12 protein-coding genes are annotated in these 13481 nt (G+C 75.5%); 4 read left to right on the forward strand and 8 right to left on the reverse strand.

Features of this window, described 5'->3' with window-relative positions:
* Positions 1 to 20 precede the first annotated feature (20 nt).
* A complete protein-coding gene (locus QRT04_RS12285) occupies positions 21 to 857 on the reverse strand; it encodes a purine-nucleoside phosphorylase (protein WP_289455569.1) in 837 nt (278 codons plus the stop codon).
* A gap of 50 nt (positions 858 to 907) precedes the next feature.
* Between QRT04_RS12285 and QRT04_RS12290 the strand changes: the two genes are divergently transcribed.
* The 4 genes from QRT04_RS12290 to QRT04_RS12305 all read left to right on the forward strand — a co-directional run bounded on the left by QRT04_RS12290 (position 908) and on the right by QRT04_RS12305 (position 3616).
* Positions 908 to 2410: an NAD(P)H-quinone dehydrogenase gene (locus QRT04_RS12290; RefSeq protein ID WP_289455788.1), complete on the forward strand. Its 1503-nt coding sequence runs from the start codon at positions 908 to 910 to the stop codon at positions 2408 to 2410.
* A 187-nt stretch (positions 2411 to 2597) separates the two neighbouring features.
* On the forward strand, positions 2598 to 3101 hold the full coding sequence (locus tag QRT04_RS12295) for an FBP domain-containing protein (protein WP_289455570.1): 504 nt from the start codon (positions 2598 to 2600) through the stop codon (positions 3099 to 3101).
* A gap of 60 nt (positions 3102 to 3161) precedes the next feature.
* The gene (locus QRT04_RS12300) at positions 3162 to 3416 is read left to right on the forward strand and encodes a hypothetical protein (protein WP_289455571.1); all 255 of its coding nucleotides are present in this window, start codon (positions 3162 to 3164) and stop codon (positions 3414 to 3416) included.
* Complete coding sequence (locus QRT04_RS12305) at positions 3413 to 3616, forward strand: hypothetical protein (RefSeq protein ID WP_289455573.1); 204 nt, start codon at positions 3413 to 3415, stop codon at positions 3614 to 3616. The genes QRT04_RS12300 and QRT04_RS12305 overlap by 4 nt, the downstream gene beginning before the upstream one ends.
* Here the strand turns inward: QRT04_RS12305 and QRT04_RS12310 are convergent.
* The 7 genes from QRT04_RS12310 to QRT04_RS12340 all read right to left on the reverse strand — a co-directional run bounded on the left by QRT04_RS12310 (position 3613) and on the right by QRT04_RS12340 (position 13374).
* The gene (locus tag QRT04_RS12310) at positions 3613 to 5799 is read right to left on the reverse strand and encodes an endonuclease/exonuclease/phosphatase family protein (protein ID WP_289455574.1); all 2187 of its coding nucleotides are present in this window, start codon (positions 5797 to 5799) and stop codon (positions 3613 to 3615) included. The two genes, QRT04_RS12305 and QRT04_RS12310, sit on opposite strands and share 4 nt — an antisense overlap.
* 85 nt (positions 5800 to 5884) lie before the next feature.
* Positions 5885 to 7129: an iron uptake transporter deferrochelatase/peroxidase subunit gene (gene efeB, locus QRT04_RS12315; protein ID WP_289455575.1), complete on the reverse strand. Its 1245-nt coding sequence runs from the start codon at positions 7127 to 7129 to the stop codon at positions 5885 to 5887.
* Entirely contained in the window at positions 7126 to 8367 is a 1242-nt protein-coding gene (efeO, locus tag QRT04_RS12320; protein ID WP_289455576.1) for an iron uptake system protein EfeO, read from the reverse strand. The genes efeB and efeO overlap by 4 nt, the downstream gene beginning before the upstream one ends.
* A 13-nt stretch (positions 8368 to 8380) precedes the next feature.
* Positions 8381 to 9961 carry an iron uptake transporter permease EfeU gene (efeU, locus tag QRT04_RS12325; protein WP_289455577.1) on the reverse strand — a complete coding sequence of 527 codons (1581 nt, stop codon included), beginning with the start codon at positions 9959 to 9961 and terminating at the stop codon, positions 8381 to 8383.
* A 159-nt stretch (positions 9962 to 10120) separates the two neighbouring features.
* Positions 10121 to 10669, reverse strand: a complete 549-nt coding sequence (locus QRT04_RS12330) for an NUDIX domain-containing protein (protein ID WP_289455578.1) — start codon at positions 10667 to 10669, stop codon at positions 10121 to 10123.
* Positions 10670 to 10685: 16 nt separating this feature from the next.
* On the reverse strand, positions 10686 to 12491 hold the full coding sequence (locus QRT04_RS12335; protein ID WP_289455579.1) for an acetyl/propionyl/methylcrotonyl-CoA carboxylase subunit alpha: 1806 nt from the start codon (positions 12489 to 12491) through the stop codon (positions 10686 to 10688).
* 169 nt (positions 12492 to 12660) lie between these two features.
* The gene (locus tag QRT04_RS12340; protein WP_289455580.1) at positions 12661 to 13374 is read right to left on the reverse strand and encodes a Maf family protein; all 714 of its coding nucleotides are present in this window, start codon (positions 13372 to 13374) and stop codon (positions 12661 to 12663) included.
* Positions 13375 to 13481 lie beyond the last annotated feature (107 nt).

Here is a 13481-nt window from a genome sequence, read left to right on the forward strand (position 1 = left end):
GGCTCGCCGGAGGTCCCGATTCAGACGAGGCGGACGATGCTCGCGAGCAGCGCGCTGATCCGCGGCCCCGCGGCGATGCCCGCCTCGAGCACCTCCTCGTGCGACAGCGGCACCGGCGAGATCCCGGCGGCGAGGTTCGTCACGAGCGAGACACCCAGCACCTCGAGGCCCGCGTGCCGAGCCGCGATCGCCTCGAGCGTCGTCGACATGCCGACCAGGTCGCCGCCGAGCCGGCCCGCCATCGCGACCTCCGCAGGTGTCTCGTAGTGCGGTCCGCGGAACTGCACGTACACGCCCTCGTCGAGGCCCGGGTCGACCTCGCGCGCGACGGCGCGCAGCCGTGACGAGTAGAGATCGGTCAGGTCGACGAACGTCGCGCCCTCGAGCGGCGACGTCGCCGTGAGGTTCAGGTGGTCCCGGATGAGCACGGGGGTGCCGGGTCCCCACGCGGGGTTGAGACCGCCGCAGCCGTTGGTCAGCACGATGGTGGCGCAGCCCGCCGCCGCCGCGGTCCGGACGCCGTGCACGACCCGGCGCACGCCGCGGCCCTCGTACAGGTGCGTCCGCGAGCCCAGCACGAGCGCGTGGCGGTCCGGCCGGGCGTCGTCACCCGCGATCCGGACCGAGCGGATCGTGCCGACGTGCCCGACCACGGCGGGCGCCGAGAAGCCGGGCACGTCCGAGCTCGGCACGGTCGCGACGGTCTCGCCGAGCAGGTCGGCGGCGCCGCCCCAGCCCGAGCCGAGCACGAGCGCGACGTCGTGCCGCTCGACGCCCGTCGCGCTCGCGAGGAACGCGGCGGCCTCGCGCGCGACGTCGAACGGGTCGGTGGTCGGGTCGTCCAGGTCGAGGCTCACCCGGCGAGCGTATCCGGCGCCCACGCCGGGGCGGCCCGGCGGCGTGATCCCTGCCACGCGCGCACCGCACCCGCTCGGCCGCGGCACGACGGCCAGCGCGGCGGCAGGCACAATGGACGCCCGTGGGCACCTCGGAGCAGCACGGTCAGCGCGTCGTCGTCATCGGCGGCGGTCCCGGCGGGTACGAGGCGGCGCTCGTCGCGCGGCGCCTCGGCGCGGACGTCACGGTCGTCGAGCGGCAGGGCCTCGGCGGCGCGGCGGTGCTGACGGACGTCGTGCCGTCGAAGACGCTGATCGCGACGGCCGAGTGGATGACGCTCGCCGACACCGCGCCCGAGCTCGGCATCCGCGACGCGTCGTCTCCCGCGGGCGCGTCGGCGGCGATGCGCCACACGATCGACCTCGCCGCGGTGAACATGCGCGTACGGGCGCTCGCGGCCGCGCAGTCCGCCGACATCCGCACTCGCCTCGACCGCGAGGGCGTCCGGCTCGTCGCGGGTACCGGGCGCCTCGAGGGGGCGTCGCGCGTGCGCGTCGATGCGGGCGCCGGAGGCACCGACGAGGTGCTCGACGCCGACGTCGTGCTCGTCGCGACGGGCGCGACGCCGCGCGTGCTGCCCGAGGCCGTGCCGGACGGCGAGCGGATCCTCACGTGGACCGAGCTCTACGACCTCACGGCGCTGCCCGAGCACCTCGTGGTCGTCGGGTCCGGCGTCACGGGCGCCGAGTTCGCCGGCGCGTACACGGCCCTGGGCGCGGACGTCACGCTCGTCTCGTCGCGCGACCGCGTGCTCCCCGGCGAGGACGCCGACGCCGCCCAGCTGCTCGAGGACGTGTTCAAGGCGCGCGGCATGAACGTGCTGTCGCAGTCGCGCGCGGCGGGTGCGCGCCGGGTCGGGGACGGCGTCGAGGTGGCGCTCGCCGACGGCCGCGTCGTCGAGGGCTCGCACGTGCTGTTCGCGGTCGGCTCGATCCCGACGACCGCCGGGCTCGGCCTCGAGGAGGCCGGCGTGCGGCTGCGGCCCAGCGGCCACATCGAGGTCGACAAGGTGTCGCGCACCAACGTCCGCGGCGTCTACGCGGCCGGCGACGTGACGGGCGTCCTGCCGCTCGCGTCGGTCGCGGCGACGCAGGGCCGCACGGCGATGTCGCACGCGCTCGGTGACGCGGTCGCCCCGCTCTCGCTGCGCGGCGTCTCGGCGAACATCTTCACGGCGCCCGAGATCGCGACGGTCGGGTTCAGCGAGGCGCGGCTCGTCGAGCAGGGCGTCACGTACCGGACGAGCATGCTGCCGCTCGCGCGCAACCCGCGGGCCAAGATGCAGGGCATCCGGGAGGGCTTCGTCAAGCTGTTCGCGCACGCCGGGAGCGGGACGGTGCTCGGGGCGGTGCTGGTCGGCCCGCGCGCCAGCGAGCTGATCTTCCCGCTGACGATCGCGGTCGCCCAGCGCCTGACGGTCGACCAGCTCGCGAGCGTCCCGACGGTGTACCCGTCGCTGTCGGGCACGATCGGCGAGGTGGCCCGCATGCTCCACGTCGCACCGGAGGACTGACGCGGAGCGCAGCGCAGGGTGAGGGTCGCGCGCAGCGCGGCACTCGCCCGGAGCGAAGCGGAGCGGCAGTCCGACCACCAGAACAGGGACTGACGCCTCCCAGCGCAGGGTGCGGCTCGCGCGCAGCGCGGCACTCGCCCGGAGCGAAGCGCAGCGGCAGGCCGACCACAAGAACAGGGACTGACGGATGGAACCCCTCACCGAGAAGCAGATCCGCGCGTCGTTCGTGAACGCCTCGCGACGCGAGGCGGCCGACGCGACGCTGCCCGTGCTGGCCGAGCTCGACTGGGACCGGCTCGACTACCTCGGGTGGCGCGACCGCAAGGCGCCGCTGTCGGCGTACGCGGTCGTCCCGCTGGACGGCACGCCGGTCGGGGTGCTGCTGCGGTCGTCGGACCGTGGGCAGCGCCGGACCAGCGCGGTCTGCGCGTGGTGCGAGGACGTGGTCGAGACCGAGGACGTCACGCTGTACGTCGCGCGGCGGGCCGGCGCCGCCGGTCGCAAGGGCAACACGATCGGGACGCTGATCTGCACCGAGTTCGGCTGCTCGCGGAACGTGCGCCGGCGCCCGACCCGGATCGAGGCGGGCAGCGACTCGGCGGAGGCGCGGGCCGAGGTCGTCGCGCGACGGGTCGCCGGATTGCAGGAGCGGTCGGCGCGCTTCGTCGCCGAGGTCCTGCGCGAGGGCTGACCAGCCGGCACAGACGGGGCGTCTTGACGGCCTCGACATCCGCGGACGAGCATCGGCGCCATGCCGACGGACGTCGTGGACGCCGTGCTCAAAGCGGCTCTGCTGCTCATGAGCGTGCTCGGCGGGTGCGCGTCTGTCGGGTCGCTCGCGCGGCTGGGCTGGGCTCTCGCGGTCGCGCCGCCCGATGCGACGCTCGGGCCACCGACCGTCGGTGAGCACGTGACGATGGGCGGGGCGCTCGGGCTCGTCTACGGGCTGCCCGTGGCCGTCTCGCTCGCGCTCGGCAACGTCGTCGGCCTCTGGCACCTGGCATGAACCGCCGCAGCGCCGTGCGCGCGCTCTACGGCGGCCTCGCGGCCGCGTTCGTGCTGTGGTCGGTCAGGTCGCTGGGCAGCCGGGTCGCGTTCGTCGTCGGCGCCGCGGTGATCCTGGTCGGCTGCGCCGCGACGACGATCGCCGTCTCGTGGTCCGAGGGGCGGCGGGAACCCACGGACTCGAGCGAGGACGTGCGCTAGCCACCCGTCCTGAGGCGCACCACCACCGGCAGGTGGTCCGACTGGCGCGGCCCGGTCGGCACCTGGGCGGCGACGAACGTGACGCCGTGACCGAACACCCAGTCGATCCGCTCGGTCGGATCCGTGCTGGTCGAGGTGAGCGCGCCCTCGTCGCCGACGGCGTCCACCGCGGACCGCCACCCGGCGCCCTCGAGCAGCGCGACCTCGGGCGAGCCGGGCGTCGCGTTGAGGTCACCCGCGAGCAGCGCGGGGCCGCGCGGTGGCTCGGCGGCGAGCAGCGCGCGGACCTCGGCCAGCCGCGTCGGGGTGTTCGTGTCCCGGTGCTGGAGGTGGACGGAGGTGACGCGCACGCGGGTGCCGCCGGCGGTCGTCAGCGTCGCCGACAGGGCCGAGCGGTGCTGCGGCCCGGCGCCGTAGGGGAGCGGGTGGACGGCGACGTCGGTGAGCGCGGAGCGCGCCAGGATCGCGTTGCCGAACTGGCGGTCCGCGGCGGGTGCGAACTCGACGGTCATGCCGAGCCGGTGCGCGAGCCAGGTCGCGGCGTCCACGCCGCCGCCGAGCACCCAGCCGCGCTCGACCTCCTGCAGCGTCACGACGTCCGGGTGCTCCGCCTCGATCCGGGCCGCGATCCCCTCGAGGTCGACCGCCGTGAACGGGGACACCTCGTAGTGCAGGTTCCAGTCGACGAGCGTCAGCTCGTCGGACGCCGATCGCGCGGGGACGTCGGCGCCGTGGGTCGTCGTGCCGCTCGGCGCGAGGCCGACGAGCGCCAGCACGAGCGGCGGCAGCAGCAGCAGGCGCACGGCGTTGACGCGCGCCGGCACCGGCTCGCGCGGCTCGGAACCCGCCGTCGCCGACGGACCGGTGCCGTTCGCGCCGCGCGGCGTGCGCCGGCGCAGCCCGGTGAGCGCGAGCACGACCGCCCCGGCGACGACGACCCACGCGTTGTCGACCGGGAGCGGCACGTCGTAGTCGAGGTAGTAGAGCAGCAGCGGCGCGCCGGCACCCAGGCCCGCGACCGCGACCGCGCCCGTGGCCCGCGGGATGCCCGGAGGAGCCGTGCGCCGCGAGCTCAGCGCGCCCGTCAGGACGATGCCCACCGCGACGTCGAACACCGCGAGCGCGACGAGCGCGCCCCAGTCGTCGAGCCACATCGCGCCGACGGTCGCGCCCACGAGCAGCACCGCGGCCGCGACGCGCACCGAGCCGTGCCACGCGTCCGGTCGCAGCAGCAGCCACGCGCCGGCGGTCAGCGCTCCGACGAGGACGAACCCCGCGACGCCGAGCGCGACCCCCGACTGGGAGGCCGCGAACGCGGGGTTGGCCGCGACGATCGTCGCGAGGCCGACGAACGGGCCGACGGCCCAGAGCCGGCGCGGTCGCCCGACGGGCAGGGCGGGGCCCGCCGGCCCGGCGACGAGCCCGCGCGCCGCGAGCATCAGCACGACGACGAGGACGACGGTCACCTCCCAGCCGACCCAGCCGGTGCGCCACACGGCGTCCCAGGTGGCGAGGACCATCTGCACGGACACCGCGAGGCTGCACCCGAGCAGCAGCCCCAACGCGGCCTGCCGAGCACCGCCGGGCCAGCCCCCGGGCACGAGCGCCCGGAGCACGGTGACGGTCTGCGCGGTCTCCCGGCGGCTGACGACGGTGCCCGGGGTCGCCGCGACGTGGGCGACCACGAGCGTCAGCACGGCCAGGGCGGTCGTCACGGTCGCGAGCCCGAGCACGTCGAACGCGAGCCCGAGGTGCTCGGTGCCGTCGGCCGGTGTGGGCGTCAGCCACTGCACCACGAGGCGCAGCACCGAGAGCAGCACCGCGCCGACGAGCACGGTCCGTCCGTCGGGCGCGCCGTCGGCCCTGCCCGTGACGAGCAGCAGCAGCCCCGCCACGACGCCCGCGCCGGCGAACGTGACCACGGCGGCCACCGCGGCGTCGACCGTGCCGACCGTGAACCACCGGTCGAGCAGCGGGCCGGAGGCGCGCACGAGCTCGAGGCACGCTGCGGTCAGGACGGCGAGGAGCGCGACCCGCGTGGGCACTCCCGCGTCGGGCGGGACGGCGAGCGCGGCGGGATCGGGCCGTGCGGCGGACCGGCCGGCCGGCGGCGGGAACGGCGCGGGGAGGGCCCCGGACGGGCGCGGGGACGGCGGCGGCTCGGTCGCGTCGTCGCTCGTCACGCGCGCGACGGTACTCGCGCCACCCGCCGGCCGACACCTGCCGGGCGGACGACCGGCCCGATGGTCGCCGGGGCCGCACGGCGCGTCACTGGAACAGCGCCTCGCCGATGAAGTGACCGCGCTCGGGCGTGGGCGGCACGGCGAACACCCCGGAGCCGACGTGCGAGATGTACTCGTTGAGCGCGTCGGACGAGCCGAGGCGCGTCTGCAGCGTGACGAACTGCGCGGGGTCCTTCATGTACGCGAGGAACAGCAGCCCCGCGTCGATCTGGCCCGTCTCGTCCATGCCGTCGGTGAAGTTGTACGAGCGGCGCAGGATCTTGAGGCCGCCGTTGTTCTCGTGCGCGGCGAGCGCGACGTGCGCCTGCGGGTCGATCACGCGCGCGCCGCTCGCGTCGGTCTTCGCGAAGTCGGGCGTGTCGAACTCGCCGGTCCCGGTGAGCGGAGCGCCGGACCGCTTGTCGCGGCCGAAGACGCGCTCCTGGTCCTCGATGCGGTCGGTGTCCCAGTTCTCGACGTGCATGTGGATCTTGCGCGCGACCTGGTAGGTGCCGCCCTTCATCCACGCCTGGTCCTGGCCGTCGTGCCAGACGAACTGGCCGAGGTCCGCGTCGCTGCGGATGTTGCGCGTGCCGTCCTTGAAGCCGAGCAGGTTGCGCGGCGTGGTCTGCCCCTGGCCGGCGGACGCGCGCCCGAAGCCCATGACGGTCCACCGCGTGACGGCGACGCCGCGGGCGAGCCGCGAGAGGTCGCGCACCGCGTGGAACGCCACCTGCGGGTCGTCGGCGCACGCCTGGATCGACAGGTCGCCGCCGGTCAGCGCGTCCTGGAGCTGGTCCGACGGCAGCGCCGGCAGGTGGTCGAACTTCGCCGGCTTGCGCGCCGCGAGGCCGAACCGGTCGTCGAACACGCCCGGGCCCAGGCCGAGCGTCAGCGTCAGCCCGTTCGGTCCGAGGTCGGTCGCCTCGCCGGTGTCGGTCGGCACGGCGTGCGGGCGGTCCGGGTCCGCGGTGCCGAGCTCGTGGCCGGCCATCAGCACGTCGAACGCCGCGGACCACCGGGCGAGCAGCGACTGGAGCGCGGACGCGTCGGTGGTCGTCAGGTCGAACGTCATGAACAGGCAGTGCCGCTGCGGCGGCGTCGCGACCCCGGCGGGGTGCGCCTGCCCGTAGAAGGGGTACTGCAGCGTGGGGTCGGTGCCGCCCGCGACCGGTGCCGAGCCCTGCGCGGAGTCGGCGCCGACGAAGCCCACGAGCGCGCCCGCGGCGATGCCGCCGAGGGTGCCGCCCAGGAAGGCGCGCCGCGAGACGCCCCCGTCGTGCCTGCTCACCGGGCGGTCGCCACCTTCTCGGCGATCGACGAGAGCGGCTCCTGCAGGGCCTGGATCGCCTGGCTGAGCTTGGCCGAGTCGCTCGCCTTGAGCGCCGCGGTGTACGGCCTGTAGCCGCCGAGCGCGGTCGGGTCCTCGTAGGTCTTCAGCAGCGCCCTGACGTCGTCGAACCGCTGCTCGACGGTCGCCGTGAGGTCGGGGTCGATCTGCTCGAGCCCGGGCTCGAGGTTCGCGAACGCCTGCTCGGCGCCCTCGACGTTGGCGGCGAAGTCGACGAGGTCGATGTGCGAGTACCGCTCCTCCTCGCCCTTGATCTTGTTCGCCTGCACCTCCTCGAGCAGGCCGGCCGCGCCGTTGGCGAGGTCCTCGGGCCTGTAGGTGAGCGACCGGGACAGCTCGGCGAGCTTGCGGACGTTGGCGTCGAGCTCCGCGGCGAGCGTCTTCGTGCCGGCGGTGATCGTCTTCGCCTCGAAGAGGTCCTTCTCGACCGCGTGGAACCCGTGCCAGCCGACGGCGTCGTCGAGGTTCGACGCGCGCATGTCGACGAGGTAGTCGAGGTTGCCGCTGTTGTCGGTCGGATCGGCGCCCGGCAGGACGAAGCCGGCGACGTCGGACTCGATGCGCTCGTAGAACGGGCGCGCCGCGGCGTACGCCTTCTGGGCGGCGGGGAGGTCGCCCGCGTCGACCGCGGCCTTGAGCGCGTCGACCGACGTCACCATCGACGCGACCACGCCGGCGACGTAGGTCGCGTACGTCGTCGTGCCGGCCTCGAGGATCGCCGACGCGCCGCCGGTCGGGGTCGCCGCCTGGCCGGTGACGGTGAAGGGCACGGTGTCCGTCGCGGCGCCGGGGCAGTAGACCGCGTACGAGCCGCCGTCGAGCGTGACCGTGAAGCTGACGGGCGCGAGCCCGGGCGCGAGGTTCTCCTTCTCGCCCACGATGCGCTGGCCCGCGAGCAGCTCGATCTCGGAGATGACGGCCGAGTCCTTGTTCGTGACCGTGAACGTCACGGGACCCGCGGGGACCGACGTCGTGTCGACCTCGCACGCGTCGGCGCCACCGGCGCTGGTCAGGGTGACGGCGACCTTGGCGGCGCCGCCGGACGTGGCGGAACCGGACGGCTGCGCGGCGGGCTCGCCGCCGCCGGAGCTGCACGCGGCCAGGGCGAGCGCGGCCAGCGCGGCCACCGTGGCTGCGGCCGCTGCGGTGCGCGGGCGCGACGAGGTCGGGTTCTGCACGGTGAGGAGCTCCTCAGGCGTCGACGGGGAGGGCAGCCGCGGGGGCCGCCACGGGCGTGGGGGTCGAGGGGACCGCGGCGCGCAAAGCGCGGCGGTGGCGCAGCCCGGCCGCGGCGAGCGCGGCGGCGGCGACGAGCAGGACGAGCGGCAGCCAGCGGTTCCACAGCGTGCGGTCCGCGGCGGCGCTCTGAGCGTCGGCCAGGCGGTCGGCGGTCGCCGCGACCGTGGCCGGGTCGACCTGCCACTGCGCGGGCCCGGCCGATCCGGGGAGCGTCGCGACGGTCATCGCACGCGGCATCTGCAGCCCGCCGCCCGACAGCGTGACGACGGCCTTGCCCGTCTGCGTCGCGTCGAGCAGCGAGCCGTGCGCGGTCCACGCGGTGCCCGTGGTCGTCACGGTCCACGCCGCGTCGTACGGTCCGGTGGCGGCCTGCGGGTCGACGCCGACCGGCAGGCGGCCGCCCGCGAGGGCGACCAGCTCGGTGAGCGTCAGCGTGGCCGGGAGGTCCGCTGCGTCCTGGCCGGTCCACGTCCACCGCGTCGCGTCGACACCCGAGCGGACGGCGGCGACGGGGTGCGACAGCGCGGTGCGCGTGCTGCCGTCGGCGGTCGTCAGCACGAGGGCGCCGCGCTCGACGTCGGCGGTGCCGACGCGGTCCGAGCCGGCGACCACGTCGACCGGCCCACCCGCGCGCGCGGGTGCGGCGGCCGGCACGGCGACCACCAGCACGAGGCCGACGACGGCGAGCCCCGCGGCGAGCGACAGCTGCAGGCGCGGCACCTGCGCGCCCTGCGCGCGACGCTTCGGCGGCCACAGCACGTACGCCAGCAGCGGCACGAGGTAGAGCGTCCACCCGAGCACCTCGACGGCACGCGGGTCGGCGCGGATGCCGAGCACGCCGGTGATCAGGGCGGCCTGCACGCTCCCGTAGGGCGCGAGCCACGACAGGTCGGCGACCTTCGTCTGGCCGATCGTGAGCCAGCCGGACTCGTGCGCGGTGCGCAGCACGCCCATGACGAGCCCGGCCGCGACGAGCACGAGGAAGACGCTCGTCACCTGGAAGAACCGGCCGAGGTTGAACCGGATCCCGCCCTGGTAGAGGCCGATGCCGATGACGACGGAGATGCCGATGCCGAGCACCGCACCGAGCGCGGCGGCGCCGACGCTCGTCGAGTTCTGGAACGTCGCGAGCAGGAAGACCGAGGTCTCGAAGCCTTCCTTGACGATCGCGAGGAACGCCATGCCGGCGACCGCCCACGTCGTGCCGTCCTTGAGCGCCGCGCCCGCGTGCGCCTCGAGGTCCTTCTTCAGGCCGCGGGCGTGCGTGCTCATCCACACGACCATGCCGGTGACGAACACGAGCGCGACGGCGCCCACGACCGTCTCCATGCCCTCCTGGGCACGCTGCGGCAGGCTCATCGAGACGAGCTCGAGGCCGACGCCGATCGTCACGCTCAGCAGCAGGGCCGCGGCGACGCCGAGCCACATGGGTCGCAGCGACGACCCGTTGCGCTTGAGGAAGGCGGCGAGGATGCCGACGATCAGCGCGGCCTCGAGGCCTTCGCGCAGGCCGATCACCAGCGTCGCGAGCACCGACGTCTCCCTCGTGGATGGGTGTGGACCGGGGCGCCGGCTGATCGCAGCGTCGCCCGAGCGAAGGTAAGACTAACCTCACTTCGCCCTCGGCTGAACCCCGGTCCGAGGATGTGAGACGACGCACACCGCGGGCGCCGCGCGAGCGGTCGGAGCGGCTCAGGCGCCCGCCGTCAGCCGCCCGAGCAGGTCCGGCCAGGCCTCCGCGAACGCGGGCAGCAGCGGCAGCGCCTCCACGTCGCCGACCCGCACCCACCGGATCTCGACGCTCTCCGGGTCGGTGACCGCGGGCTCCACGGCGCCGGGCACGCGCTCGCGGGCGAGCACGGTCGTGTACGACCAGTCGGGGTGGTGCAGCACGGACGTGCCGAGCACGACGACGTCGGCCGGGTCGATGCCGGCCTCCTCGGCCGCCTCGCGCAGCGCCGCGTCCACGGCGGGCTCGTCGGGGTTGCGCGCGCCGCCCGGGACGCCCCAGGTGCCGCCCTGGTCGCTCCACGGCGCCCGGTGCTGGAGCACGATCGCGTCGGGCGCGCCGCCCGTCCTCCCGTCCGGGTAGCGGGCCAGCAGCAGCCCGGCGGCGCCGAACAGGCCCCAGTGCCGGCGCCCGCACGCGCACTCGACCCAGCCGTCGCCGGGCTGGCGGTGGTGCGGGTGCTGCGGCGGGGCGGGGACGGACGGGAGGTCCGGTGGCTGCGCGGGTCGCACGGGCGAGCCGGTCGCGTCAGCCGAGGATGTCGCAGATGGCGCCGCCCGCGGTGACGCTCGCGCCCACGGACGCCGTCAGCCCGCTCACGGTGCCCGCGCGGTGCGCGACCAGCGGCTGCTCCATCTTCATCGCCTCGAGCACGACGACGAGGTCGCCCTCGGCGACGGTCGAGCCGTCCTCGACCGCGACCTTGACGATCGTGCCCTGCATCGGCGACGCGAGCGTCGTCCCGTTGCCGCCGCCGGCGCGCTGCGCGGGGCGGCGCGCGGGCCGGCGGGCGGGCGCTCCCGGACGTCCCGCGCCCGGGCGGGCCAGGGCGAGAGCCGCGGGGAGCACGACCTCGAGCCGCTTGCCGCCGACCTCGACCACGACGCGCTCGAGCGCGCCGGCCTCGTCGTCCTCCGAGTCGGCCGGTGCGGTGGTCGGACCGGTGAGCGACGGCAGCCTGTCCGCGAACTCCGTCTCGATCCAGCGGGTGTGCACCGAGAACGGCTGCGCGGGGTCGGCCGGCGCGAACGCGGGCTCGTCGAGCACCGCGCGGTGGAACGGCACGACCGTGGGGATGCCGACGACCTCGAGCTCGGCGAGCGCGCGACGAGCCCGCTCGATCGCCTGCGTGCGCGTCGCGCCGGTGACGATCAGCTTGGCGATCATCGAGTCGAACGCGCCCGAGACCGTGTCGCCCTCGACCACGCCGGAGTCGACGCGGACGCCCGGACCGGACGGGAAGCGCAGCGTCGAGATCTTGCCGGGTGCGGGCAGGAACCCGGCCGCGGGGTCCTCGCCGTTGATGCGGAACTCGAGCGAGTGGCCGCGCGTCGCGACCTCGTCGTAGCCGAGCGGCTCACCCGCCGCGATCCGCAGCTGCTCGCGCACGAGGTCGATGCCGCTGATCTCCTCCGTCACCGGGTGCTCGACCTGGAGGCGGGTGTTGACCTCGAGGAAGCTGACGGTGCCGTCGACCCCGACGAGGAACTCGCACGTGCCCGCACCGACGTAGCCCGCCTCGCGGAGGATCGCCTTGCTCGACTCGACGAGCTGCGCGCGCTGCGCCTCGGTGAGGAACGGCGCCGGCGCCTCCTCGACGAGCTTCTGGTGGCGGCGCTGCAGCGAGCAGTCGCGCGTGCTGACGACGACGACGGTGCCGTGGCCGTCCGCGAGGCACTGCGTCTCGACGTGGCGCGGCTTGTCGAGGTACCGCTCGACGAAGCACTCGCCGCGGCCGAACGCGGCGACGGCCTCGCGCACCGCGGACTCGTAGAGCTCGTCGATCTCGTCGGCCGTGCGCACGACCTTGAGCCCGCGGCCGCCGCCGCCGAAGGCGGCCTTGATCGCGACCGGCAGGCCGTGCTCGGCGACGAACGCGTGGATCTCGTCGACGCCCGACACCGGGTCGGGCGTGCCGGCGACGAGCGGCGCGCCCGCGCGCTGCGCGATGTGGCGGGCGCTCACCTTGTCGCCCAGCGACTCGATCGCCGCGGGCGGCGGCCCGATCCAGACGAGGCCCGCGTCGATGACGGCCTGCGCGAAGCCCGCGTTCTCGGACAGGAACCCGTACCCGGGGTGAACGGCGTCGGCGCCCGCGCGCTTCGCGACGTCGAGCAGCTTGGTGACGTCGAGGTAGGTGTCCGCGGCCCGCGCGCCGTCGAGCGCGAACGCCTCGTCGGCGACCTTCACGTGCAGCGCCTCGCGGTCCTGGTCCGCGTAGACGGCGACCGAGGCGATCCGCGCGTCGCGGCACGCACGCGCGACGCGCACGGCGATCTCGCCGCGGTTGGCGATGAGGACCTTGGTGATGGCCTGGGCGGCGGAGCTGGGCACGGCTCACCGTAACGCCCGGGGCGCGAGCGGCCCGTGTCGGGGCGGAGGCGCCGCGCAAGATTGGAGGACCGACCAACGTCCCGGCACGTGGATTTGTAGAGACCCTACGACGACGCGGGAGGCGCGGGCGGTACGCGGCGTCCCGCCTTGTCCCGATCCGCCAACGCGGTCAGCTCCGCCAGAGGTCCGTGACCGTCACGTCGAGCTCGCCGAGGAGCTCGCGCAGCAGGGGCAGCGACAGGCCGACGACGTTGTGGTGGTCGCCCTCGATGCTCTCGACGAACGGCCCGCCGAGCCCGTCGACGGTGAACGCGCCCGCGACGAGGAGCGGCTCGCCCGTCGCGACGTACGCGGCGACCTCGGCGTCGGAGACGTCGGCGAAGTGGACGGTCGTCGACGCGGTCGCACCGAACGTCGCGCCCGTGCCGGTGCCGGTGCCGTCGGCGCCGGTGGGGCGGAGGTCGACGAGCCAGTGGCCCGTGTGCAGCACGCCGGTGCGACCTCGCATCGCGCGCCAGCGGCGCACCGCGTCGTCGGCGTCCGTCGGCTTGCCGAGCACCTCGCCGTCGAGCTCGAGCATCGAGTCGCAGCCGAGCAGCAGCACGTCGTCGAGGTCGTCGTCGTCCGTCGCGGGCTCGCCGTCCGCGTCGCGCACCACGAGCTCGCGCGCGCCGTCGTCGAGCGCGCGGGCGACGTCCTCGGCCTTGGCCTGCGCGAGCACGAGCACGGCGTCCGCGGGGTCGAGCGCACCGAAGCGCTCGCGGGCGGCGGCCAGCACGGCGTCCTCGTCGACCGACGAGACCGCCACGAGCGGGTCGATGCCCGCGGCGCGGAGCGTGGCGCGGCGGGCGGGCGAGGCGGAGGCGAGCAGCAGGCGGGTCACGAGCCGCGAGCCTACGTCGGCAGATCCGGCCGGACCCGTCGGGCCGGCCCGAGGATTCACAGGACGTTCGGCGTCATCACGCGCTCGCGGCCACGGCACAATGACGG

This window comes from Cellulomonas alba (assembly GCF_030362835.1).
GTDB lineage: Bacteria > Actinomycetota > Actinomycetes > Actinomycetales > Cellulomonadaceae > Cellulomonas > Cellulomonas alba.